The sequence below is a fragment of the Streptomyces agglomeratus genome, from assembly GCF_001746415.1.
Lineage (GTDB): Bacteria > Actinomycetota > Actinomycetes > Streptomycetales > Streptomycetaceae > Streptomyces > Streptomyces agglomeratus.
Genome location: NZ_MEHJ01000001.1, coordinates 2,560,166 through 2,584,556 on the forward strand (window position 1 = coordinate 2,560,166; position 24,391 = coordinate 2,584,556).

At 71.7% G+C, this 24,391-nt stretch carries 15 protein-coding genes; 2 read left to right on the forward strand and 13 right to left on the reverse strand.

What is annotated here, in order from left to right:
* Positions 1 to 131 precede the first annotated feature (131 nt).
* Together AS594_RS10720 and AS594_RS10725 are read right to left on the reverse strand one after the other, a co-directional pair.
* The gene (locus tag AS594_RS10720) at positions 132 to 3,098 is read right to left on the reverse strand and encodes a putative bifunctional diguanylate cyclase/phosphodiesterase (protein ID WP_069933099.1); all 2,967 of its coding nucleotides are present in this window, start codon (positions 3,096 to 3,098) and stop codon (positions 132 to 134) included.
* 337 nt (positions 3,099 to 3,435) lie between these two features.
* Positions 3,436 to 4,374 carry a 2-hydroxyacid dehydrogenase gene (locus AS594_RS10725; RefSeq protein ID WP_069933098.1) on the reverse strand — a complete coding sequence of 313 codons (939 nt, stop codon included), beginning with the start codon at positions 4,372 to 4,374 and terminating at the stop codon, positions 3,436 to 3,438.
* Positions 4,375 to 4,449: 75 nt separating this feature from the next.
* On the opposite strand from AS594_RS10725, the gene AS594_RS10730 reads away from it, so the two are divergent.
* Positions 4,450 to 5,442, forward strand: coding sequence for an aldo/keto reductase (locus tag AS594_RS10730; protein WP_069926794.1), 993 nt, complete (start codon positions 4,450 to 4,452; stop codon positions 5,440 to 5,442).
* Between the two features lie 140 nt (positions 5,443 to 5,582).
* Positions 5,583 to 6,761 (forward strand): PQQ-dependent sugar dehydrogenase, encoded by a 1,179-nt coding sequence (locus tag AS594_RS10735; protein ID WP_069933097.1) that lies wholly within the window; start codon positions 5,583 to 5,585, stop codon positions 6,759 to 6,761.
* 193 nt (positions 6,762 to 6,954) lie between these two features.
* Here the strand turns inward: AS594_RS10735 and AS594_RS10740 are convergent, their stop codons facing one another.
* The 11 genes from AS594_RS10740 to ligA all read right to left on the reverse strand — a co-directional run bounded on the left by AS594_RS10740 (position 6,955) and on the right by ligA (position 24,384).
* Positions 6,955 to 10,068, reverse strand: a complete 3,114-nt coding sequence (locus tag AS594_RS10740) for a helix-turn-helix transcriptional regulator (protein ID WP_069935081.1) — start codon at positions 10,066 to 10,068, stop codon at positions 6,955 to 6,957.
* A gap of 87 nt (positions 10,069 to 10,155) precedes the next feature.
* Entirely contained in the window at positions 10,156 to 10,395 is a 240-nt protein-coding gene (locus AS594_RS10745; protein WP_338120155.1) for a hypothetical protein, read from the reverse strand.
* 160 nt (positions 10,396 to 10,555) lie between these two features.
* Positions 10,556 to 11,227: a hypothetical protein gene (locus AS594_RS10750; protein WP_069933095.1), complete on the reverse strand. Its 672-nt coding sequence runs from the start codon at positions 11,225 to 11,227 to the stop codon at positions 10,556 to 10,558.
* Positions 11,228 to 11,336: 109 nt separating this feature from the next.
* On the reverse strand, positions 11,337 to 13,556 hold the full coding sequence (locus AS594_RS10755) for an MMPL family transporter (protein ID WP_069926799.1): 2,220 nt from the start codon (positions 13,554 to 13,556) through the stop codon (positions 11,337 to 11,339).
* A 181-nt stretch (positions 13,557 to 13,737) separates the two neighbouring features.
* Entirely contained in the window at positions 13,738 to 15,810 is a 2,073-nt protein-coding gene (locus AS594_RS10760; RefSeq protein WP_420877894.1) for a phosphocholine-specific phospholipase C, read from the reverse strand.
* A 270-nt stretch (positions 15,811 to 16,080) separates the two neighbouring features.
* A complete protein-coding gene (gene gatB, locus AS594_RS10765) occupies positions 16,081 to 17,592 on the reverse strand; it encodes an Asp-tRNA(Asn)/Glu-tRNA(Gln) amidotransferase subunit GatB (RefSeq protein WP_069926801.1) in 1,512 nt (503 codons plus the stop codon).
* Positions 17,593 to 17,608: 16 nt separating this feature from the next.
* Positions 17,609 to 17,842 carry a hypothetical protein gene (locus AS594_RS10770; protein WP_069926802.1) on the reverse strand — a complete coding sequence of 78 codons (234 nt, stop codon included), beginning with the start codon at positions 17,840 to 17,842 and terminating at the stop codon, positions 17,609 to 17,611.
* A 5-nt stretch (positions 17,843 to 17,847) separates the two neighbouring features.
* Positions 17,848 to 19,347: an Asp-tRNA(Asn)/Glu-tRNA(Gln) amidotransferase subunit GatA gene (gene gatA / locus AS594_RS10775; protein WP_069933093.1), complete on the reverse strand. Its 1,500-nt coding sequence runs from the start codon at positions 19,345 to 19,347 to the stop codon at positions 17,848 to 17,850.
* A 5-nt stretch (positions 19,348 to 19,352) separates the two neighbouring features.
* On the reverse strand, positions 19,353 to 19,649 hold the full coding sequence (gene gatC / locus AS594_RS10780) for an Asp-tRNA(Asn)/Glu-tRNA(Gln) amidotransferase subunit GatC (protein ID WP_015036350.1): 297 nt from the start codon (positions 19,647 to 19,649) through the stop codon (positions 19,353 to 19,355).
* Between the two features lie 119 nt (positions 19,650 to 19,768).
* On the reverse strand, positions 19,769 to 21,958 hold the full coding sequence (locus AS594_RS10785) for a putative bifunctional diguanylate cyclase/phosphodiesterase (RefSeq protein ID WP_420877895.1): 2,190 nt from the start codon (positions 21,956 to 21,958) through the stop codon (positions 19,769 to 19,771).
* Between the two features lie 239 nt (positions 21,959 to 22,197).
* The gene (ligA, locus tag AS594_RS10790) at positions 22,198 to 24,384 is read right to left on the reverse strand and encodes an NAD-dependent DNA ligase LigA (protein ID WP_069933092.1); all 2,187 of its coding nucleotides are present in this window, start codon (positions 24,382 to 24,384) and stop codon (positions 22,198 to 22,200) included.
* Positions 24,385 to 24,391: the final 7 nt, after the last annotated feature.

The following is a 24,391-nucleotide window of genomic DNA, read 5'->3' on the forward strand; positions in this document are numbered from 1 at the left end:
GCAAGCGAGGGGAGCGCGCCGGTGCGGTCCGCAGAGCTGCATGTGCGTGCTCTGCTTCAGCCGACGCGCTTTCCAAGTACGAGAATTCGGGTGCGCATGGCACTGACCCTCCCTCCGGCGCCCGGTGCCTGTCAAGTAGGTGGGACGGGCGTCTCACTATTTGAGCGCAATGGAGGACGTGTGATCGTTTCACTTCCGTTCGCGCCCACATGCCGTACGGGAAGCGATCCGCCCGATCCGCCCGCCAGGACGGACAGGGCCGCGGTGCCGCCCGGCACGGGGTACTCGCCACGGACCAGCGCCCGCCGCAGCCGGTACTCGTCGAGCGGTCCCGAGAAGGCCATGCCCTGCCCGTGCGTGCACCCCATGGCGCGCAGGGCGACGACCTGCTCCGGCACGTCCACGCCATCCGCCACGGACTGCATCCCGAGATCGCAGGCGATCCGCAGCAGCCCGCTGGTGATCTTGTGCAGCCGGGCCGATTCGACGACACCCTCGACCAGCCCCCGGTCCAGTTTCAGTACGTCGATGGGGAGCCGGCGCAGCGCGTTGATGGCGGCGTAACCGCTGCCGAAGCCGTCCAGCGCGATCCGGACGCCGAGCCTGCGCAGGGCCACCAGACGCCGCTCCAGCTCCTCGAACGAGATCCGGGGGTCACTGTCGGCCAGCTCGATGATCAGCGATCCCGAGGGGAGCCCGTGCCGGGTGAGGAGGCCCTCCACGGAACCGAGCGGGAGCGACTTGTCCACCAGCCTGCGGGCCGAGAGCCGGACCGTCACCGGGACCTCGTGGCCCGCCCGGTTGCGCTCCGCGGCCTGTTCGACGGCCTCTTCGAGGAGCCAGCGGCCGAGCTCGGCGGTGCGGGCGCCCTCCTGGGAGTCGGCCGTGTCGGCGACCCGCAGGAACTCGGCGGGCGTGAAGAGGATGCCCTGGGTGGAGCGCCAGCGGGCCTGGGCGGCGACGGAGGTCACCCGGCCGCTGGTCAGGTTCACCACGGGCTGGTGGAGCAGCGCGAACTCGCCTTCGTGGAGCGCCGTACGCAGCCGGGTGGCCAGTTCGGTCCTGCGGACCACCTCGGCCTGCATCTGCGGCGCGTACAGCTCGACCCGGTCCTTGCCGCCCGCCTTCGCCCGGTACATCGCGAGGTCGGCGTTGCGCATGAGGTCGGTGGGGCTGATACCGGGCTCGGCGAAGGCGACTCCGATGGAGGCGGCGACGCGTACCTCGTTGCCGTCGATCCGGTACGGCTGGGAGAGCGTGAGGCGCAGCCGGTCGGCGATCTCGTGGACCTGGCACTCGCGGGCGGCCTGGTCGCGGGAGCCCTCACCGACGATGAGGGCGGCGAATTCGTCACCGCCGAGCCGCGCGGCGGTGTCGCCCGCGCGAACGGAGTCCTGGAGACGGCGGGCCGCCTGGATCAGCAGCTCGTCGCCGGCCTGGTGGCCGATGGTGTCGTTGACCGCCTTGAAGCCGTCGAGGTCGATGTAGAGCACGGCCGTGCCGGGGTCGCCGACGCGGCGGCCGCTCAGTGCCTGGCGGACGCGGGCGGTGAACAGCGCGCGGTTGGGCAGGTCGGTGAGCGGGTCGTGTTCGGCGTTGTGCTGGAGCTGTGCCTGGAGGCGGACCCGTTCGGTCACGTCCCGGCAGTTGAAGATCAGGCCGCCCTGGTGCCGGTTGACGGTGGACTCGACGTTCAGCCACTCCCCCGTTCCCGACTTGAAGCGGCACTCGATGCGGGTGGTCGGCTCCTCCGCGGGAGGCGCGGCCAGAAAGCGGCGTACTTCGTGGACGACTCGCCCGAGATCCTCGGCATGGATCAGCGAGGCCAGCTCGGATCCGATGAGCTCCTCGGCGTCGCGTCCGTAGACGCCGGAGGCGGCCGGGCTGACGTACCGCAATATGCCGGTGGGGGCCGCGATCATGATGACGTCGCTCGATCCCTGCACCAGGGAGCGGAAGTGGTTCTCCTTCTGCGCCAGTTCCTGGGTGAGGGAGATGTTGTCGAGGAGCATGATGCCCTGGCGTACGACCAGGGCGAGCACGACCGTGCAGCCGGTGAGGACCACGACCCGGTCCACGCGGCGGCCTTCGGTCACGTTGTAGAGGATGCCGAGGGTGCAGACGGCGGCGGCGAGGTACGGCGTGAGGGCGGCCAGTGAACCGCCGATCGGACGGCTGCCCGGGCTGCGGCTGACGGGGCTGCGGCCGACTGGGCTGCGGCCGGCGGAGTTGCGGCCGCCCTGATTGCGGTTGACCGGATTACGGCCGCCCCGGTTGTACGGAGCACCCTCCCCCCACTGCCCGGCGCGGCGCGCGCCCCACGGCGCGTACGCGAGGAGCAGCGAGCCGGCGAACCAGCCCGCGTCGAGGAGCTGGCCCGAGCGGTAGTTCTCGCGCAGCAGGGGCGAGGTGAACAGCGCGTCGCACAGCACGGTCATGGCGAGGGCGGCGATCGCGGTGTTGATCGCCGTGCGGTTGGCGTTCGAGCGCCGGAAGTGCAGCGCGAGCACCATGCTGACCAGCGCGATGTCGAGCAGCGGATACGCGAGGGAGAGCGCGGCGTGGGCCGTGCTCTCGGCCTGGAAGTGCGTGGTGTGCGCGAGAGCCAGGCTCCAGGAGAGCGTGAGCAGCGAGCCGCCGATCAGCCAGGAGTCGAGCGCGAGGCAGACCCAGCCGGCGCGGGTGACCGGCCGCTTGGCGAGGACCAGCAGGCCCACGATGGCGGGTGGCCCGAAGCAGAGGAAGAAGAAGTCCGCGAAGGACGGCGAGGGAACCTCGCTGTCCAGCACCACCTCGTACCAGCCCCAGACTGCGTTCCCGCAGGCGGCCATCGCGGAGGAGACCGCGAAGAGCAGCCAGGCGGGCCGGAACCGGCTCTCGCGCGCGCGGGCGTAGAGGAAGCAGGAGACGGCGGCGATCAGGGCAGCGGCGGCGAGACCGAAATCGCCCATGATCAGCGCCAGTTGTGCGGAGCCCCAGCCGAGGGCCGAGCCGACGGCATAGCCGCCGCAGATCAGCGCGAGAGCGAGCTGCGAGAGCAGGCTCCCTCCACTGCCCGGCACCTGCTGCCGGGCGAGGAGCGCCCCGGGGGCACTCACCGGACCGCCCTGGGGCGGGGCGCTCCGGGCGCCGGGCGGACGGGGAGCGGTCGCGGAGCCCGCGCGCCCGCCGGAGGGCGCGCGAGTGGTCGCCGGTGGCCTCGCCGCGCCGGATCCTTGGTCCATTCGCCGTGCATCGCCCGTCGCCCCCCTCACAGTCCGGTCGCTCCCCAGCGCCGTGATAATGCGCGGCGCAGCCCCTTGGTCCGGACGATACACCAATCCAGTCACTCAGGGACATACTCCCTCTACTCTCCGTGACCACCTGCGGCGTTGTCGGCACGCCGCGCATTCGAGTGGCTTCGGAGTGTGTCCATTCGCGCCCGGGTGCGACCTCTCAGGCGGTGGTGAGGACGATGTTGTCCAGCGGTTCGCCGGCGGCGAACCGGGCGAGCTGTCCAGCGATCAGGCGCTTGGCGCGGGGCATGAACGCCGAAGTGCTGCCCCCCACATGGGGACTGATCAGCAGACCGGGCGCGTGCCACAGGGGGTGGCCTGCGGGAAGCGGCTCGGGGTCGGTGACGTCGAGGGCGGCACGCAGCCGGCCCGACTCCAGCTCGGCGAGGAGGGCCTTGGTGTCGACGACCGGGCCGCGCGAGACGTTCACCAGCAGCGCCCCGTCCTTCATCCGCGCCAGGAAGTCGGCGTTCACCAGGCCCTGGGTCGCCCCGGTCAGCGGCGTGGAGAGGATGACGACATCGGCGGAGGGCAGCAGTCCGGGCAGTTCGGCCAGTGGATGCACCGGCCCGCGCTCCGTTGTACGGGCAGAGCGCGCGACGCGCGCCACCCGCGCGCACTCGAAGGGCGTGAGCCGGTCCTCGATGGCCGAACCGATCGATCCGTACCCGACGATGAGAACGGACTTGTCGGCGAGCGCGGGGTAGAAGCCGGCCCGCCATTCCTCCTGGTCCTGTCCGCGTACGAAGCCGGGGATGCCGCGCAGCGAGGCGAGGACCAGCGCGAGGGTGAGTTCGGCGGTGCTGGCCTCGTGGACGCCCCGGGCGTTGCACAGGCGCACTCCGGGGTGCAGGTCCCCCAGGCCGGGCTCGACGTGATCGATACCGGCGGAGAGCGTCTGCACGGCGCGTACGGACGTCATCGCGGCAAGCGGGCGGACCGCGATCTCGGGGCCCTTCATGTACGGGACGACATAAAAGACGCAGTCGGCAGGATCGGCGGGAAAGTCCTGGCCACCGTCCCAGAAGCGGTAGGTGAAGCCCTCGGGGAGGCCCTCTATCTCGGCGGCGGGGAGAGGCAGCCATACGTCTGAAGTCATGGCCCCGAGGCTATGCGAAGGGCGGCTGGGCGCAGAGGTTAGTTTGGGGAGCGGCAGAGGGAGGGGTACGGGGAGTTGGAGCGCAGGACAATCGGTGCGGCAGCGCTCGAAGTGGGCGCGATCGGACTCGGATGCATGCCGATGAGCTGGGCGTACACCGGCTCGCAGCAGCGGGGGGACCGGTCGGTGCGTACCGTTCACGCGGCGCTCGACGCGGGATCCAGCCTGCTCGACACCGCCGACATGTACGGGCCCTTCACCAACGAGCTGCTGCTGGGGCGGGTGCTCAAGGAGCGGCGCGCCGACGCGTTCGTCTCGACCAAGTGCGGGCTGCTGGTCGGTGATCAGCACATCGTCGCCAATGGGCGTCCGGGGTACGTACGGCGGGCGTGTGACGCTTCGCTGCGGCGGCTCCAGACCGATGTGATCGACCTCTACCAGCTGCACCGGCCCGATCCGGAGGTGCCGGTCGAGGAGACCTGGGGCGCGATGGCGGACCTGGTGCGGGCGGGGAAGGTGCGGGCACTCGGGATGTGCGCGGTGGGGGCGCGTGCGGCGCGGCGGCCCGGGGCACGGATGCATGACGGAACGATTCGCCAGCTGGAGCGGGTGCAGCAGGTCTTCCCGGTGAGCGCGGTGCAGGCCGAGCTCTCGGTGTGGTCTCCGGAGGCGCTGACGGCGCTGCTGCCGTGGTGCGAGGCGCGGGGGGTCGGATTTCTGGCCGCCATGCCGCTGGGGAACGGCTTCCTGACGGGCACGCTCAAGCCGGGTCAGGGTTTCGAGCCGGACGACGTACGGGCCCGGCATCCGCGGTTCACGGCGGAGATGATGGCGGCGAACCAGCCGGTGGTGGCGGGGCTGCGCCGGGTCGCCGGGCGCCACGGTGCGACGCCGGCGCAGGTGGCGCTGGCGTGGGTGCTGGGGCGCGGTCCCCAGGTGGTGCCGGTGCCGGGTGCCAAGCGCGAGCGGTGGGCGGTGGAGAACGCGGGAGCGGCCGGGCTGCGGCTGACGGCCCGGGACCTGGCGGAGATCGCGGGGCTTCCGCCGGCCCGGGGCTCGTGGGACTGACGCGGGGACCGGCGACCGGCCCCGCGGGCGGCTCCCGCGCCGGTCCCCGCCCGCCGGGCTGATCCGGAGCGGAACCCCGGAGGCGCGAGCGGTGTATGAAGAGTGAGTGCCGCCGGCGACGACCGCCGGCCGTCGAAGGGATGCCCACCGTGCAACGTCCTGCTGTGACAGCTGTGTTGGCTGCCGCCGTTCTCCTGCTCACCGCGGGGTGTTCCGGCGCGGACGGGAACGCGCCGGCCCCGACGGCCACGGGCAGCCCGAGTGCGTCGCCGTCGGGCGACGCGTCCGGGCCCGGCTCGGGGGCGCGTGCGGAGCCGCCGCCCGCCAAGGGGTCGGTCGAGGTGGCGGGCACGCTCACCGAGGGCCTCAAGTCGCCCTGGGGCCTCGCCGCCCTGCCCGACGGCGATCTGCTGGTGTCCTCGCGCGACGAGGGGACGATCACCCGTGTCGACGGTGAGACCGGCAAGAAGACGGAGGTCGGCACCGTCGCGGGGGTCGCGCCGGCCGGCGAGGGCGGCCTCATGGGGCTGGCGGTCCCAGCCTCCTTCGCCTCGGACCACATGGTCTACGCGTACTTCACCACGGAGTCCGACAACCGCATCGCCCGCATGCTGTACGACGAGAAGAAGCCGGCCGGGCAGCAACTCGGCGCACCCGACACCATCTTGCGGGGCATTCCCAAGGGCACGGTCCACAACGGCGGCCGGATCGCCTTCGGCCCGGACAGGATGCTCTACGCCGGTACGGGCGAGACGGGCGACACCGGGCTGGCGCAGGACAAGAAGTCGCTGGGCGGCAAGATCCTCCGGATGACGCCGGACGGCGAGCCGGTGCACGGCAATCCGGAGGCGGACTCGGTCGTCTACTCGTACGGGCACCGCAATGTGCAGGGTCTGGCCTGGGACAGCGAGAAGCGGCTGTGGGCGGCCGAGTTCGGCCAGAACACCTGGGACGAGCTCAACCTGATCCGTCCCGGCCAGAACTACGGCTGGCCCGACGTCGAGGGCAAGGGCGGCGAGGAGGGCTTCACCGACCCGGTCGCGCAGTGGAAGACGTCCGAGGCATCGCCGAGCGGCATCGCGTACGCCTCGGGCTCCATCTGGATGGCGGGGCTGCGCGGCGAGCGGCTGTGGCGCATCCCGCTGGACGGCACGAAGCCGGTGGCGGACCCCGAGTCGTTCCTGGTGGAGGAGCACGGCCGGCTGCGCACGGTGGTGGCGGCCGGCGGCGACAAGCTCTGGCTGGTCACCAGCGAGACGGACACCCGGGGCACCCCGCAGGCGGGCGACGACCGGATCCTGAACCTGGAGGTGAAGTAGTCAGGGGCCGCTTCAGGGGCCGTGTGCTCGCGGTGGAGCGAAGGCGCACGGCCGCGCGCCCGCGTTCGGCATGATCGAGCGGCTGTCGGCGCCGGGCCGCGAACGCGCGCACGTGGAGCCCCGGCGGTGGACTCGTCCCCCGTCGGCACGGGGGCAACGGCCCGGGGGCGGCAGACTCCCCCGGGGAAGGCCGTCATCCGGCCGCGAGCGGCTGGTCCTGCGAGTCGGTGAACAGGCGCAGCCGGTGCGCGACGGCGGCGGCCTCGCCCCGGCCCGAGACACCCAGCTTGGCCAGGATGTTGGAGACGTGGACGCTCGCCGTCTTGGGCGAGATGTAGAGCTCCTCGGCTATCTGCCGGTTGCTGCGGCCGGCCGCGACCAGGCGCAGTACGTCCTGCTCGCGCGGTGTCAGCCCCAGCGACGCGGCCGGACTGGCGATGATCACCGGGGCGTCCGGCGTGTGCGTCAGCGACAGGCGGGCACGCTGGGCGAGCTGCGTGACGCTCTCGTCGAGGGGGCGGGCGCCCAGGTGCTGCGCCGCGGCCCGGACCAGCCGGAGCAGCTCGACGGCCCGCTCGCGCTCATCGGCGTACAGCGCACGCGCGCCGGGCGCCCCGGTGCGCGGCGGGGCGGCAGCCTCGGTGCCGGCGCCTGCGGGGGCGGCGGCGAGCAGCGCCTCCGCCCAGCGCAGCCGGGCGCGGGCCAGGTCGTACGGGCGCTCCAGCTCCTCGAAGGCACTGACGACGCCGGACCAGTCCTCGGGGACGGCGACGCCCTCGGCGCGGCGCAGTTCGGCTTTCACCCAGCGTTCGTACGCGTGCCAGAGCGGCACCGGGGTGGCCAGCCGCTGCGCCCGGGCCCTGATCAGCTCCAGGGCCCCGGCGCGGCCCGCCTCGGCGGCCGGGAGGCCGCGTGCGTCGGCTTCGGCGACGGCGGCTTCGGCGAGCAGCGCCCAGGCGTAGCGGTGCGTCCCGAGCGGGAAACCGGCCTCGGAGGCCCGGGCGAATCCGGCGCGGACGTCCTCGATGCGGCCCCGGGCGGCGGCGAGGGTGAGCTCGACGCGGTGCATCGGAAGGTCGTGCTGGGGCATCGGGTCGTGGCTGCCGAAGTAGGCGCGGGCGGCGGCCAGCCGTTCGTCCGCCGTGCTCAGTTCACCACGGGCGCGCGCCACGTCGGCCTGGATCCAGGCGGCGGCGCCGCGCGGCTTGGCACTGGGGGCGGAGGCCCGCTCGATGCCGACGGCGTGCTCGACGGCCTCGCTCCAGCGCCCGAGGGACATCAGCGACTCGGCGAGATTGCCCCGGACCCAGGCTTCGACGTCGGCGAGGCCGTACATCCTGGAGAAGGCGAGGCCCTCCTCGGCGATGGCCACCGCCTCGCGGGAACGCCCCACGGACTCCAGTGCGGACGGCAGATTGACGTGGATCCGGCCCGCCACGCTGGCCATGCCCTGGGCGACCGCCTGCTCCCTGACGGCGTACAGGGTGGCGAGGCCGCCCTCGACGTCGCCCGAGTCGACGGTCAGGCCCCCCAGGGTGGTCAGCGCCGACAGTTCGGTGTCCCGGGCTCCGACCATGCGGGAGTACTCCACGGCCTGCTGCGCGGCCACCAGGCTGTCCGGGCCCGGCTCGTGCAGCATGCCCCAGCCCGCGACGTAGGCCAGCACCTCGGCGTGGACCGCCGACGGCGGAAGGCCCCGCACGAGGTCGCGCGCGCGGGCCAGTTCCGCCCAGCCGTCGCCCCGCCCCAGGCTCGATATCAGCTTGCAGCGCTGCACCCAGAACCAGGCTTCGCGCAGGGCGTCGCCTTCTCCGTCGAGGAGTCTCAGCGCCTTCTTGGCGATCTTGAGGGCGCGTTCGCGCTCACCGCCGAACCGGCCGGCGACGGTGGCTTCCGCCATGAGGTCCAGGTAACGCAGCGGAGTGGTCGCTGGGTCGCAGCCGCAGGGCGGGTAGACCTCGGCGTAGTCCAGGGGCCGCAGCACCGCGCGGACGTCGGCCGGGGCGTCGTCCCACAGCTCCATCGCGCGTTCCAGGAGGCTCAGTTGGTCGGCGTACGCGTGGCGCCCGCGCGCCTCGACGGATGCTTTCAGTACGGCGGGGAGTGCCTTGGCCGCGTCGTGCGCGGCGTACCAGTAGCTGGCGAGCCGTGTGGCGTACTCGTCCGACCGTACGAGCGAGTGGTCGGCCTCCAGGGCTTCGGCGTAGCGGCGGTTGAGGCGGGAGCGCTCGCCGGGGAGCAGGTCGTCGCTGAGCGCCTCGCGGACCAGGGAGTGCCGGAACCGGTACCCGTCGCCGTCCGGTGTCGCGAGCAGCAGGTTGGCGCCCACGGCGGCCCGCAGCGCCTCGATCAGGTCGTCCTCGGGGAGCCGCGCGACGGCGAGCAGCAGCCGGTACTCGACGGTGGAGCCGCCCTCGGCGACGATCCTGGCGACCTTCTGTGCGTCGTCGGGCAGCGCTTCGACCCGTACGAGCAGGACGTCGCGCAGGGAGTCGCTCAGTCCGGTGGTACAGCCGGTCCCCATGCAGGAGGCCAGTTCCTCGACGAAGAACGCGTTGCCGTCGGAGCGCCGGAACACCTCTTCGGCCAGGGCCGCGTCCGGTTCGGCGGCGAGAATTCCGGTCAGCTGGCAGTGCACTTCGGAGCGGTTGAACCGGGACAGCTCGATGCGCTGGACCGTGCGCAGCCGGTCCAGTTCGGCCAGGAGGGGGCGCAGCGGGTGGCGCCGGTGGATGTCGTCCGCGCGGTAGGTGCCGATCACGACGAGGCGGCCGCGCCGCAGGGTGCGGAAGAGGTACGCGAGGAGGTGGCGGGTGGACGTGTCGGCCCAGTGCAGGTCCTCCAGGGCGAGGACCACCGTACGCTCCGCGGTGATGCGCTCCAGGAGGCGGACGGTCAGCTCGAACAGGCGCGTCATGCCGTCTTCGTTGTGCTGGTCGCGGGTGGTCTCGCCGAGCTCGGGCAGCAGCCGGGCCAGTTCGCCCTCCTGGCCCTCGGCGGCGGCGGCCACCTCGTCGGGAAGCCTGCGCCGCAGGGCGCGCAGAGCGGTGGAGAAGGGCGCGAACGGCAGTCCGTCGGCGCCGATTTCGACGCAGCCGCCCACCACGACGACGGCGCCGGCCTCGCAGGCGGCGGCGAAGAACTCCTCGACGAGGCGGGTCTTGCCGACGCCCGCCTCACCGCCCACGAGCAACGCCTGCGGCTCGCCCGCGGTGGCGCGGGCGAGCGCATCGGTGAGCTGGGCGAGTTCGCCGGCGCGGCCGACGAACACCGGGCTGACAGACCTGGTTTCCACATCGCTGAGCATCGCACAGGGGTCCGACAGCGCGGGACTCGTTTTCCCCGGAGCGGCCACGACCGTCATCTCGCGTCCCGTACCCGTGGGGAGTCGCCGTCACGCGGCCCGTGCGAAGCGGTTGCGCAGCGAACTCACCGGCCCCTCGGATGCGTTCTGCCCGGACGCGCGGGCGGTCCTGCGGGCGGCGCGACGGGCCTTGACGGCCTGGCGTGCGAGGCGCTCGGCGGCGGCGACGCGCATCAGTTCCGCCGCGTGCTGCTGCTGGATCTCGTGCTCGTACATGGTGTTCTCCGGTGAGGTCGGGGTGTTCGGCGGGTCGGTCCCGCGTTGCCTCAACTCTCGTTCCCCAGGGGCCACCGGCACATCGGGAGAGTGCCGCATCTTGGCAGCACGAAGGGCCTTAGGGGCGTACGCGAACAGGTGCGTACGTCCCTAAGGCCCCGGGTGCGGCTGCCTTACCGGCCTGCGGTGCGGCCGCGTTGCCGGTGCGGCCGCCTTACTGGCCCGTTCCGGCGGCGGGCGCGGCGGGCATCGAGGCGAAGAGGTCGAAGTACATCCCGGCGGAGACGAACAGCCCCACGACGCCGAGGGCGAGGCCCGCCCAGGCGAAGGAGCGGACCCAGCCGGGCCGGCCGCTCGTACCGGACGTGCCGGAGGCCGGGAGGGCCAGCACCACGGCGGCGACGACGAGCGCGAGCAGGGCGAAGCCGCCGTTGACCAAAGCGGTCATGTGCCAGGGGTCGCCGTACATCGTGGTGATCTGTTCGGCCGGGCCCGCGGTCTGCGACATGCCCAGCTGGCCGACGACGCGCTCGCGCTCGGCGGCGACATCGCTGATCCAGGTCCCGCTGAGGGCGACGAAGCCGAGCACGGTGGAGACCACGGCGGCGGCGCCGGTGCCGACGCCGGAGGACCTGGCGTGCGGTGCCTCGTCCAGGAGATCCGCGTCGCCGTCCTCGTCCGCGTCCGCTCCCGTGAAGCCGGCCGCGTCGGGGCCCGTGTCGCCGTCGTGGCCCTCGGCGCGGTCGTGGCCCGCGCCGGCGCCGTCCTGGCCGTCGGTCTTCCTGATGTCTGCTGCGGCGACCTCGTCGCCCTTGTCGGGCGCGCCTGCGGCGGCGGCCGTCTCGTCGGCTGTCTCGTCGGACCGGGTACGGGCTGTGGCTGTCATACGCCGCACGCTAGGTGCGCTTTCTGAGAGCTTCCTTAACGCGCCCCCCGCCACCGTGGCGGCCGGTGCCGTGCCGGTGCCGACACCGGCACCGGCACCGGCCTCCACGTCATGGCACGAGCTGCTGGGACTCCTTCGACCCGCCCGTGCGCTGGGCCTCGATCCTGTCGTGCGCCGTGAGCGTTTCGGCGGGTTCGATGCTGATCCGCGGCAGCCACCGGTCGAGGCTGCGCGGCAGCCACCAGTTCGCGCCGCCCAGCATGTGCATCAGGGCGGGCACCAGGAGCGTACGGAGGACGAACGCGTCCAGGGCCACGGCCGCCGCGAGGGCGATGCCGAACATCGCGATCACCCGGTCGCCGCTGAGGACGAACGCCAGGAAGACCGAGATCATGATCACTGCCGCGGAATTGATCACGCGGCTGGTCTCGGCCAGGCCGACCCGCACCGCCCGCCGGTTGTCGCCGGTCTCCAGCCACTCCTCGTACATCCGGCTGACCAGGAAGACCTGGTAGTCCATCGAGAGTCCGAAGAGCACCGAGACCATGATCACCGGCAGGAACGGTTCGATCGGTCCCGCGCTGCCGAGCCCCAGCAGCTCGCTGCCCCAGCCCCACTGGAAGACGGCCACGACGACGCCGAAGGAAGAGGCGACGGCGAGCACGTTCATCAGCGCGGCCTTGAGCGGGATGCCGACGCTGCGGAAGGCGAGCAGCAGCAGGACGCAGCCCAGCGCGATCACGACGCCCACGAAGAGCGGCAGCTTGTCGACGATGACCTCGGCGAAGTCGTCGTAACCCGCGGTGATCCCGCCGACGTACACCTCCAGCGTCGTCCCCTGCTCGGCCTGCGGCAGCACGTCCTCGCGCAGGCGGTCGACGAGGTCGCTGGTGTCCTGCGACTGCGGCGACGACTGCGGTACGACGGTGAGCGCGGCCGTGTCGCCGTCCGCGCTGTACGCCACCGGGCCGACGGCGGCGACACCGTCGGCGCCGCGCACGGTGCCGGCGAGGGCGTCCATGGCGGCCCGGTCGTCGGCGCCGTGGACCTCGGCGACGAGAGTCAGCGGGCCGTTGGTGCCGGGGCCGAAGCCGTCGGCGACCAGGTCGTACGCCGAGCGGGTCGTGGAGGACGCCGGGTTGTTGCCCTGGTCGGACGTGCCCAGGTGCAGCCCGAGGGTGGGCAGGGCGAGGACCACCATGACGACGGCGGCGACGGCTCCGAGCAGCTTGGGGTGGCGCTCGACGAAGGCGGACCAGCGGGCGGCGAACCCGGTGGGCAGCTCCGGCTGCGGTCCGTGCTCGGCGAGCTGCCTGCGCTCGCGTCGGCTGAGCGCCCGCATGCCGATGAGGGAGAGCAGGGCGGGCAGCAGGGTCACCGACGCGGCGACGGTGAGGACGACGGTCAGCGACGCGGCGATCGCGACACCGTTGAGGAAGGACAGGCGCAGTATCAGCATGCCCAGCAGGGCGATGCAGACCGTGGCGCCCGCGAACACGACCGCGCGGCCGGTGGTGGTGACCGCGTTCGCCGCCGACTCGGCGACGGACAGACCGCTGCGCAGGCCCTTGCGGTGGCGGGTGACGATGAACAGGGCGTAGTCGATGCCCACGCCGAGCCCGACCAGCATGCCGAGCATCGGCGCGAAGTCGGCGACCGTCATGACGTGGCCGAGCAGCACGGTGCCCGCGTACGCCGTGCCTACGCTGACCAGGGCGGTCGCGATGGGCAGCAGGCTGGCCGCGAGCGAGCCGAAGGCGACGAAGAGCACGACGGCCGCGACCACGACTCCCACGAGTTCGCTGAGGTGGGACGTGGGGGCTTCCGTGAGCGCCACGGCGCTGCCGCCGAGCTCCACCTGGAGCTGGTCGCTCTCCGCGCTCTTGGCGGTCTTCACGAGGGCCTCGGCCTGCGGCTGGAGGACGTCGTCGGACTGCGCGTCGAAGGTGACGGTGGCGTAGGCGGTGTGCCCGTCCTTGCTGATCTGCGCGGCGCCCTCGCGGTCGTACGGGCTGACGACGCCCACCACGCCCGGGAGGTCCTCGACGGCTTCGAGCGTGCGCGTCATGGACTGCTCGACCCCGGCGGCCTGGACGGTGGTGCGGCCCGCCGTGTGCCAGACGATCGTGTTGCTGTCGCCTCCCCGGCCGTCGAATCCGGCGTCGAGGAGGGCGGTCGCGCGCCCCGACTCGGTACCGGGGACCTCGTAGTCGTTGGAGTACGCCGAACCGGCGACTCCGGCGGCTCCGGCCACCGCGCCGAGCGCGAGGAGCCAGAGGAGGACTGAGGCGAGACGGTGCTTGACGCACCACCGGGCGATAGCTGCCAACGGACTTGCTCCCTGGGTGGTTCGTGGATCTTTACCGGGAACAAACCCGCAAAGAACTCAGGACCTACGCTCAGCAACTTTGACAGCTAAACGTGATCCTTTGTCCCTTTCGTGCGCATCGTCACAGGAGTCGCGGGAGCCGGGGGCGCAGCTCCCGGGCTCCCGCGTACTGCCCGGCCTGTCAGCCTGAGACGCTCGCGCGCCCGTTCTCAATGTGCCCCATGAGGCGCCTACGGAAAGCGCCGTCACCCGTAACGGTGATCGCCAAGTCGTACCACCCGTGCGCGTCCGCGGCGGAGTGCACCACCGTGCGGCTGCGGCCGGGTCTCACGGTGATCTCGCGCGGCCGCCCCTCGTCGAGGTCGGCCTCGTCGGCGTACGCGAGGGTGCGTACGGCGAAGGTCAGCGGCTCCTTCCCCCGGTTGACCAGGGTGAGGTGCAGGTCACGGTCGCGTACGTCGAGGTACGACGAGACCTCGGCGACACCCGTCTTCGTACCGGCGAACTCGCGGCGGAAGCCGTTCGGACCGGTGATCGTGAAGCGGTAGGCGTCACGCGTAAGGGGTACGGCCCATTGCGCCCTGCCCCTTACATCCCGGTGCTGCGGAAGGGCGAACTCACCCGCGTAGGGGTAGAGGGCGAAGTGCGCGCTCGCGCGGCCCGTATTGCTCAGCTGGACCCGGAAGACGCCGCCCTCCACCCTGCCGTGGGCGTCCGGCTGGTACGGCAGCGGGCGCGCGGGCCGTGTCCCCTCCTCCTGTACGGGCATGTGCTGCTCCAGCGGCGGGACGGGCCGCCAGCGCCCCGTGAAGGGCGGTATCGCGCCCGGCTGCTCGACGGGAGGCCGCCGGCGCCCGCGCCTGAAGTCGAACGCGGAGGTCAGGTCGCCCGCGACCGCGCGCCGCCAGGGGGTGATGTTGGGCTCCTCGATGCCCGTCCACCGCTCCAGGAACCGGATCACGGAGGTGTGGTCGAAGACCTCGGAGCACACGTACCCGCCGACCGTCCACGGCGAGACCACCAGCATCGGGACCCTGATGCCCAGCCCTGTCGGCCGCCCCTGGTACCGCTCGTCGGTGTTGTCGGCGGGCGGCACGGGCGGCGGCACGTGATCGAAGAAGCCGTCGTTCTCGTCGTAGTTGATCAGTACGACGGTGTGCCGCCAGACGTCCGGGTGTGAGCCGAGCGCGTCGAGCACCTTGTAGACGAGCGAGGCACTGGCGATCGGGGACGACGAGCCGGGGTGCTCGGAGTCGACCGCCGAGGGCACCAGGTACGACACCTCGGGCAGCTTCCCGGCCGCCACGTCGGCCCGGAAGTCGTCGGCGAGCCCACCGGTCTCCACACGCCTCAGCCCGCGCTCGAAGAGGGAGCGCTCGGCGGCCGTCAGCGTGGCCACGCCCTCCTCCAGCGCGGCGAGCAGCCGCTCGCGCTCGGCGGCGTCGGCCGTCTCCCGCACCTTGGCGTAGAACGCCTCCATGTACGTGAAGCCGCCGGGTGCCTTCGCGAGCGCCTTGCGGGCGATCGTCTTGAAGGCGGTGAAGAACTCGATGTTGTTGTCGGTGAAGTTCTCCCACTCCTGGTACGTCTTCCAGGACCGGCCCGCCTTCTCCAGCCGCTCGGCGTACGTCGGCCACGGGTAGCCGGGGTGGGTGCCCTCGGCGTACGCGGCGTTGGTGACGGCGCGGCTGCCGTCGGCCTCGTGGCCGGTCCAGCCGCTCCACAGGTGGTTGCGGTTCGGGCTCGTCGACGTATGGATCGAGGAGTGGTAGGCGTCGCAGATGGTGAAGGTGTCCGCGAGCTCGTAGTGCAGCGGCAGGTCGCGGCGGTCGTAGTACGCCATGGTGGCGGCGGTCTTGGCCGAAACCCAGCCGTCCATCCAGCCCTGGTTCCACGCCCTGGCGCCGCCGCCCCACGAGTGGTCGAGGTCGCCGATGTACTGGAGGTCCTTCTGCTGCGCCTCGGCCGCGCCCCGTACCGGGAAGGGCAGGACGGAGCGCAGCGGGCCGGGCTGCTCGAAGACCGGCTTGCCGGACGGCAGCTCCACGGCGTTGCGGTCACCGAAGCCGCGTACACCGCGCAGGGTGCCGAAGTAGTGGTCGAAGGATCGGTTCTCCTGCATGAGGACGACGACGTGCCTGACCGCCGCGAGCCCGCCCGAGGGCGGTTCGGCGGCGATCGCCGCCTGCAACGAGGGCGGCAGCAGCGATCCGGCCGCGGCGGCGCCGAGGGCGCCTCCGCCCAGCGCGAGCATCCTTCTGCGCGAAATCTCCGGTGACACGCTCGACCTCCCAGTCGACAGCCAATGGTCCACTTGCGATCCATTGAGTGGTACGCCTGGGACGGTAGTGAGGCCGGGTGGCGACGAGAAGACCCGGTGACGACTCCGGCGTGAACGTCCAAGACAAGGCGCCAGAAGTCCAAGCGTCATCCGGCCACGCGCGAGCGGCCCCCGCACGCCGGAGGGGCGGCGCCCCGGAAGGTTCCGGTGCGCCGCCCCTCGGGCGTATCGGGCGTACGGGCGTCAGCCCTCGCTCACGCCCAGCTTCTCCAGGATCAGCTCGCGCACACGCGCCGCGTCGGCCTGGCCGCGCGTGGCCTTCATGACCGCGCCGACCAGCGCGCCGGCCGCGGCGACCTTGCCACTGCGGATCTTGTCCGCGATGCCGGCGTTGGCGGCGATGGCCTCGTCGACGGCCGTGGACAGCGCGCCCTCGTCGGAGACGACCTTCAGGCCGCGCTTCTCGACGACGTCGTCCGGGCCGCCCTCGCCCGCGAGGACGCCCTCGATGACCTGGCGGGCCAGCTTGTCGTTGAGCGAGCCCTCCTTCACCAGGGCGGTGACGCGGGCGACCTGCTCGGGCGTGATCGGCAGCGACGCGAGGTCGCGGCCGGACTCGTTGGCGTTGCGGGCCAGCTCACCCATCCACCACTTGCGCGCCGAAGCGGCGTCCGCGCCCGCCTCGATCGTGGCGACGATCGGGTCGATCGCACCGGCGTTCAGGATCGACTGCATGTCGTGCTCGGTGACACCCCACTCCTCGCGGAGGCGGTTGCGGCGCACCCGCGGCAGCTCGGGCAGCCCCTTGCGGAGCTCCTCGACCCACTCGCGCGCGGGGGCCACGGGCACCAGGTCGGGCTCCGGGAAGTACCGGTAGTCCTCGGCGTTGTCCTTGATGCGGCCGGCCGTGGTGGAGCCGTCCTCCTCGTGGAAGTGCCGGGTCTCCTGCACGATCGTGCCGCCGGACGAGAGCACCGCGGCGTGCCGCTGGATCTCGTAGCGGGCGGCGCGCTCGACCGAGCGCAGCGAGTTGACGTTCTTCGTCTCGGAGCGCGTACCGAACTCCTCACGGCCGTGCGGCCGCAGCGAGAGGTTCACGTCGCAGCGCATCTGGCCCTGCTCCATGCGCGCCTCGGAGACGCCGAGCGCCTTGATGAGCTCGCGCAGTTCGGCGACGTACGCCTTCGCGACCTCGGGAGCGCGCGTGCCCGCGCCCTCGATCGGCTTGGTGACGATCTCGATGAGCGGGATGCCTGCGCGGTTGTAGTCCAGCAGGGAGTGGGACGCGCCGTGGATACGGCCGGTGGCGCCGCCGACGTGCAGCGACTTGCCGGTGTCCTCCTCCATGTGGGCGCGCTCGATCTGCACGCGGAAGATCTCGCCGTCCTCCAGCTGGACGTCCAGATAGCCGTTGAAGGCGATCGGCTCGTCGTACTGGGAGGTCTGGAAGTTCTTCGGCATGTCCGGATAGAAGTAGTTCTTCCGGGCGAAGCGGCACCACTCGGCGATCTCGCAGTTGAGCGCGAGGCCGATCTTGACGGCCGACTCGACGCCGATCGCGTTGACGACCGGGAGCGAGCCGGGCAGCCCCAGGCAGGTGGGGCAGGTCTGGCTGTTGGCGTCCTGCTTCAGCTCCGTGGAGCAGCCGCAGAACATCTTCGTCTTTGTGCCAAGCTCGACATGGACCTCCAGGCCCATGACGGGGTCGTAGGACGCGAGCGCGTCCTCGTACGACACCAGTTCAGTGACGGTCACGGTGAAACTTTCCCTCTCAGCCCAGCAGGACGTCGTCGTCGCCGAGCTTCTTCAGCTCGCGGTAGAGCAGAGCGAGGCCGGTGACGATGGCGGCGGCGGAGACAGCGGCGTCGACGAGACGCAGCGTGTCGTTGTCCTTGCGGGCCATACGGGCCTGCTTGACGACGCTGATCGCGCCGAAGGCGGTGGAGCCGATCGACAGGTACGTACCGGCCTTGGAATTCTTGAATCCCTTGGCCTTGATGGGCATGGGGCTCACAGCGACGGTGCCTCCTCAAGCAGCGGGTGGCCCCACTTTTCCACGAAGGCTGCCTCTACGGCGGCGCCGACCTTGTAAAGACGGTCGTCCTTCATGGCGGGGGCGATGATCTGGAGACCGACCGGCATGCCGTCCTCGGGCGCCAGGCCGCAGGGCAGCGACATGGCGGCGTTGCCGGCCAGGTTGGTCGGGATCGTGCACAGGTCCGCGAGGTACATCGCCATCGGGTCGTCGGCGCGCTCGCCGATCGGGAAGGCGGTGGTGGGCGTCGTCGGCGAGACGATCACGTCGACCTTCTCGAACGCCTTCTCGAAGTCCTGCGTGATGAGCGTACGGACCTTCTGCGCCGAGCCGTAGTACGCGTCGTAGTAGCCGGAACTGAGCGCGTACGTACCGAGGATGATGCGGCGCTTGACCTCGTCGCCGAAGCCGGCCTCACGGGTGAGGGCGGTGACCTCCTCGGCGGACTTCGTGCCGTCGTCGCCGACCCGCAGGCCGTAGCGCATGGCGTCGAAGCGGGCCAGGTTGGAGGAGCACTCCGACGGGGCGATGAGGTAGTACGCGGACAGCGCCAGGTCGAAGGACGGGCAGTCCAGCTCGACGATCTCGGCGCCCAGTCCGCGCATCAGCTCGACGGACTCGTCGAAGCGCTGGAGGACACCGGCCTGGTAGCCCTCGCCGCGGAACTGCTTGACGACGCCGACGCGCATGCCGGCGACCGAGCCGTTGCGGGCGGCCTCGACGACCGGCGGGACCGGGGCGTCGATGGAGGTCGAGTCGAGCGGGTCGTGGCCGGCGATGACCTCGTGCAGGAGCGCGGCGTCCAGGACCGTACGGGCGCAGGGGCCGCCCTGGTCGAGGGAGGACGAGAAGGCGACCATGCCGTAGCGGGAGACGCCGCCGTACGTCGGCTTGACGCCGACGGTGCCGGTGACGGCGGCGGGCTGGCGGATGGAGCCGCCGGTGTCCGTGCCGATCGCGAGCGGCGCCTCGAACGACGCGAGGGCGGCGGAGGAGCCGCCTCCGGAGCCGCCGGGGATCTTCGTCAGGTCCCAGGGGTTGCCGGTGGGGCCGTACGCGCTGTTCTCGGTGGAGGACCCCATGGCGAACTCGTCCATGTTGGTCTTGCCGAGGATGACGACGTCGGCCGCCTTGAGCTTCTTGGTCAGCGTCGCGTCGTACGGCGGGATCCAGCCTTCGAGGATCTTCGAACCGACGGTGGTCGGGATGCCCTCGGTGGTGAAGATGTCCTTCAGCGCGAGCGGGACGCCGGCCAGCGGGCCGAGCTTCTCGCCGTTCGCCCGCTTCGCGTCCACGGCGCGAGCCTGGGCCAGCGCACCCTCACGGTCGACGTACAGGAAGGCGTGCACCTTCTCGTCGACGGCGTCGATCCGGGCCAGGTGGGCCTCGGTGACCTCGACGGCCGTGAGCTCGCCCGAAGCGATCTTCGCGGCGGTCTCGGCGGCGGTGAGCTTGATGATGTGCGTGTCGGTCATGGTGTTTAGTCCTCCCCCAGGATCTGCGGCACCTTGAAACGCTGCTGCTCCTGGGCGGGGGCGCCGGAGAGGGCCTGCTCCGGGGTGAGCGACGGACGGACCTCGTCCGCGCGCATGACGTTCGTCAGCGGCAGCGGGTGGGAGGTCGGCGGTACGTCTTGGTCGGCGACCTCGGAGACGCGGGCGACCGCGCCGATGATGTCGTCGAGCTGACCGGCGAAGTGATCGAGCTCTTCGCCCTTCAGCTCCAGACGCGCCAGCCGTGCGAGGTGGGCGACCTCCTCGCGCGTGATGCCAGGCATGCAGCGATCCTCAGGGGTGAGTGTGTGGATTTTGGCCCAATCCTATGGGGCCGGGCCCCCTGGCCACGAAACGGATTCCCCGCGGGCTGCTTCCTATGCTCTTCGGCTGCTCTTCGGCGCTACTTCACCGGCTGGCCGGACGGCGACGGGGACTGGCGCTGCGCCTCCTCCAGGGCCGCCGCCGCGGCCACCCGGTCCAGGTCGACCTGGCGGTGCCAGCCCCGCTCGCCCCGGGCCAGGAGCCACGCCGTCGCCTCGTCCGGGGGCATGGCGGCCGCCACCAGCCAGCCCTGGACCGCGTCGCAGCCCAGGTCCCGCAGGCGCTCCCACGTCTCGTCGTCCTCTACGCCCTCGGCCACCACCAGCAGGCCGAGCGAGTGGGCGAGGTCGACGGTGCAGCGGACGATCTCGGCGTCCTCGTTGTCGACGGCCAGCCGCGCCACGAACGACCGGTCGATCTTGAGCTCGCTGACCGGCAGCCGGCGCAGATGGACGAGGGACGAGTAACCCGTGCCGAAGTCGTCCAGGGACATCTTCACGCCGTGCCCGGTCAGCCCGGCCAGCGTGTCCGCCGCCCGCTGCGGGTCCTCCAGCAGCACGTGCTCCGTTATTTCGAGTTGCAGGGACCCCGCGGGGACACCGTGCCTGGCCAGCCGCGCGGCCACCGCGCCCGCGAAGCCCGGCGTGTGCACGTCGCGCGGTGACACGTTCACCGCCACCGGGGTGTTCAGCCCCTGCGCCCGCCAGCGCGCGACCTGCGCGAGCGCGGTCTCCAGTACGTACTCCGTCAGATGGGGCATCAGCCCCGACGACTCCGCGATGGCGATGAACTCGTCCGGGGGAACCCGCCCGCGCTCCGGGTGCACCCACCGGACCAGCGCTTCGAGCCCCGCCACGTGGCCGTCGAACCCGACCTTCGGCTGGTAGTGCAGCTCGACCTCGCCCGCGTCCAGCGCGCGCCGCAGGTCGCCCAGCAGGCCGAGCCGGTCCGGGGTGTTGCTGTCGCGCTTGGACTCGTAGACCTCCACGCCGGTACGGTCGCGCTTGGCCTGGTACATCGCCACGTCCGCGCGCCGCAGCAGCCCTTCCGCGTCCAGCGCGTGGTCGGGGAAGACCGCGACGCCCGCGCTGGCCTCCAGAACGAGCGTCAGGCCGTCCAGATCGAGGGGCGAGGAGAGTGCGGCCACCAGATGCCTCGCGACGCGCTGCGCGCTGGTCGTCGAGTCCGCCGTCGGCAGCAGCACCGCGAACTCGTCCCCGCCCAGCCGCGCGGCCTCCGCCCCGCGCGGCAGCGCCAGGCGCAGCCGGTCGGCTATCTGGAGCAGCAGCCGGTCGCCCGCGAGGTGCCCGAGCGTGTCGTTGACCGCCCTGAAGCGGTCGAGGTCTATCAGTACGAGGGCGGACCTCGTCCCCACGCTCTCGGCCTCTTCGAGGACGGGGCGGGCCCGCTGGAGCAGCCAGTGCCGGTTCGGCAGCCCGGTCAGCGGGTCCCGCAGCTGCTCCTCGGCCCGGGCCCTGGCGATCCACAGCGTGGAGTCCAGCGCTATCAGCGGTACGGCGAACAGCGGCAGCAGGACGGGCAGCGCCACCGCGACCACGCAGATCAGCGGTGCGATGCCGAGCAGCGCGACCGCGACGAGTCCCTGCCGGTACAGGGCCGTCCTGGCGACGGACGGCAGCCGTCCCCGGCGCGGCGCCAGCGCGTACCAGAGCAGCAGCCGGGTGAGGGCGAGGTACGCGGTGGCGGCCAGCACGACCTCCGGGACCGTCTCCAGCCCCCACTCCAGCGGATTCCAGGGCTTCTCGACGGTCGGTACGTCGCCGAACACGGCCAGCACCAGCGCGGCGATGCCGATCCCGAGTATGTCGACGGCGCCGTGCAGCAGCCCCTGTTTCCAGCGGTGCCGGCGGGCCACGCCGACCAGGACCACGACGGCCAGGCTGACCAGACCGGCGGGCACCCAGCCGAACAGCAGCAGGACGGCCAGGGTGAGCGCGGCGCCCGATCCCGTGCCGCCCCACCACCGGTCGCGGCCGAGTGCGACCAGGTGGCCGACGATGACTCCGGTGAGGACCGCGAGGGACCAGCCGACCGTGCCGTCGGGGAACAGGGCGCGGTCCCCGGTCACGGCGCCGAAGATGCCGGTGGCCAGGACAAGGGCGGCCAGTGTCACGATGGCGGCGGGCAGCGCCCTGGGGGTGCCCGCCCACCGCCGCAGCCGTGAGGCCGGGTCGGCACTCTCGGTCGGTTTCATTCCGTCCCTCTCACAGCCGGCGGTGCCCCTGCCAAGCGGTGGCCCCGTTGTCATGCCGTCCACGACTGAAATCCCTTCCCCGGGCTCCTTATGAGCAGGGGACACCCCATTGCAGCCGTGCACGGCAGGCGCACATCTCAACAGTAGGCCGCAGAAGGCTCTCCGGGGCAGCGGTCCACCGCTGTTGCCCGAATGCGACCCAGCCACCCGCGTCCGTCTGCTATGCGCCGAACGGGTGATCCCTGCTGGGGACTTACCCCTCTCACCGGCCCTTTCCCCGCCCCGCGGCGCACCTACTCCTCGGTCGGCACAGCCGCTTCACGCGCCGCGTCCGGACCCTCCGCCAAAAGGACGGCAAATCCCTCTTCGTTCAGCACTGGCACCTTCAACTGCATGGCTTTGTCGTACTTGGAGCCGGGGCTGTCGCCCACCACGACAAAACCGGTCTTCTTCGAAACAGATCCGGTCACTTTCGCGCCAAGGTTTTGGAGCGCCTCTTTTGCGCCATCCCGGGTGTAGTTCTGGAGAGTCCCGGTCACCACGACGGTGAGGCCCTCCAGCGGACGCGGCCCCTGCTCCTCTCCGGCGCCCTCCTCCTCCATCCGGACCCCGGCCGCCCGCCACTTGCGCAGGATCTCCCGGTGCCAGTCCTCCTCGAACCACTGTTTGAGCGAGGCGGCGATGATCGGTCCGACGCCCTCCACCGCGGCCAGTTCCCCCTCCGTGGCGTGTTCGATCCGGTCGATCGACCGGAATTCGCGGGCCAGCGCCTCCGCCGCGACCGGCCCCACGTGCCGGATGGAGAGCCCGGTGATGACGCGCGCGAGCGGGCGCTGCTTCGCGGCCGCGATGTTCTCCAGCATGGCGAGGGTGTTCTTCTTCGGCTCGCCCTCCTGGTTGGCGAAGAAGGTGACGATCTTCTCCTCGCCGGTCTTCGGGTCGCGCTTGGGAAGACCCGAATCCTGGTCCAGGACATACGACTTGATGGGCAGCAGCTGTTCGACCCGGAGGTCGAAGAGGTCGCCCTCGTCGCGCAGCGGAGGCTCGGCCGGCTCCAGCGGCCTGGTGAGCGCGGCCGCCGCGACGTACCCGAAGTTCTCGATGTCCAGCGACTTGCGGCCCGCCAGGTAGAACAGCCGCTCCCGCAACTGGGCCGGGCAGGAACGGGCGTTGGGGCAGCGGAGGTCGATGTCGGCCTCCTTCATCGGGCGCAGCGGCGTACCGCACTCGGGGCACTCGGACGGCATCACGAACTCCCGCTCGCTGCCGTCCCGCAGGTCCACGACCGGCCCGAGGATCTCGGGGATGACGTCGCCCGCCTTGCGCAGCACCACGGTGTCCCCGATGCGTACGCCCTTGGCCTTCACCACTTCCTGGTTGTGCAGGGTGGCGAACTCCACCTCGGAACCGGCGACCGTCACCGGCTCCACCTGGGCGTACGGCGTCACGCGCCCCGTGCGCCCCACGCCGACCCGGATGTTGACGAGCTTGGTGTTGACCTCCTCCGGCGCGTACTTCCAGGCGATGGCCCAGCGCGGCGCCCGCGAGGTCGAGCCGAGCCGGCCCTGGAGCCGGATCTCGTCGAGCTTGACGACGACGCCGTCGATCTCGTGCTCCACAGAGTGCCGGTTCTCGCCGAAGTACGCGATGAACTCCCGTACGCCCGCGAGGTCTTCGACCACCCTGTTGTGCCGCGCGACCGGCAGGCCCCATTCGCGCAGCAGCTCGTACGCCTGCGACAGGCGGTCGATGTCGAAGCCCTCCCGGGCGCCGATGCCGTGCACCACCATGTGCAGCGGGCGGCTCGCGGTGACCTTGGGGTCCTTCTGCCGCAGCGAACCGGCCGCCGCGTTGCGCGGGTTGGCGAACGGCTTGTCCTCGGCGGCGACCAGACGGGCGTTCAGCTCCTGGAACTTCTCCATCGGGAAGTACACCTCGCCGCGGATCTCGACCAGGTCCGGGATCCGGTCGCCCTTCAGCCGGTCCGGAATGCCCGCGATCGTACGGACGTTGGGCGTGATGTCCTCGCCCGTGCGGCCGTCGCCCCGGGTCGCGGCCCGCGTCAGCCGGCCCTTCTCGTACGTCAGATTGACCGCGAGGCCGTCCACCTTCAGCTCGCAGAGCAGGTGGTACGGCACCGTGCCCAGCTCACCCGCGACGCGCTCGCCCCAGGCCGACAGCTCCTCGTCGTCGAAGGCGTTGTCGAGGGACAGCATGCGCTCGCGGTGCTGGACCGCCGTGAAGTCCGTCTCGTACGCCCCCGCGACCTTCTGGGTGGGCGAGTCGGGCGTACGCAGCTCGGGATACTCGTCCTCCAGACCCTCCAGCGTCCGCAGCAGCTTGTCGAACTCCGCGTCGCTGATGACCGGCTGGTCCTTCACGTAGTACCGGAAGCGGTGCTCCTCGATCTGCTCAGCGAGCTGTGCGTGCCGCTCCCGTGCCTCCGCCGGCACCGCCGCCGCCTGCTGTTCGCCAGCCACCGTCCTG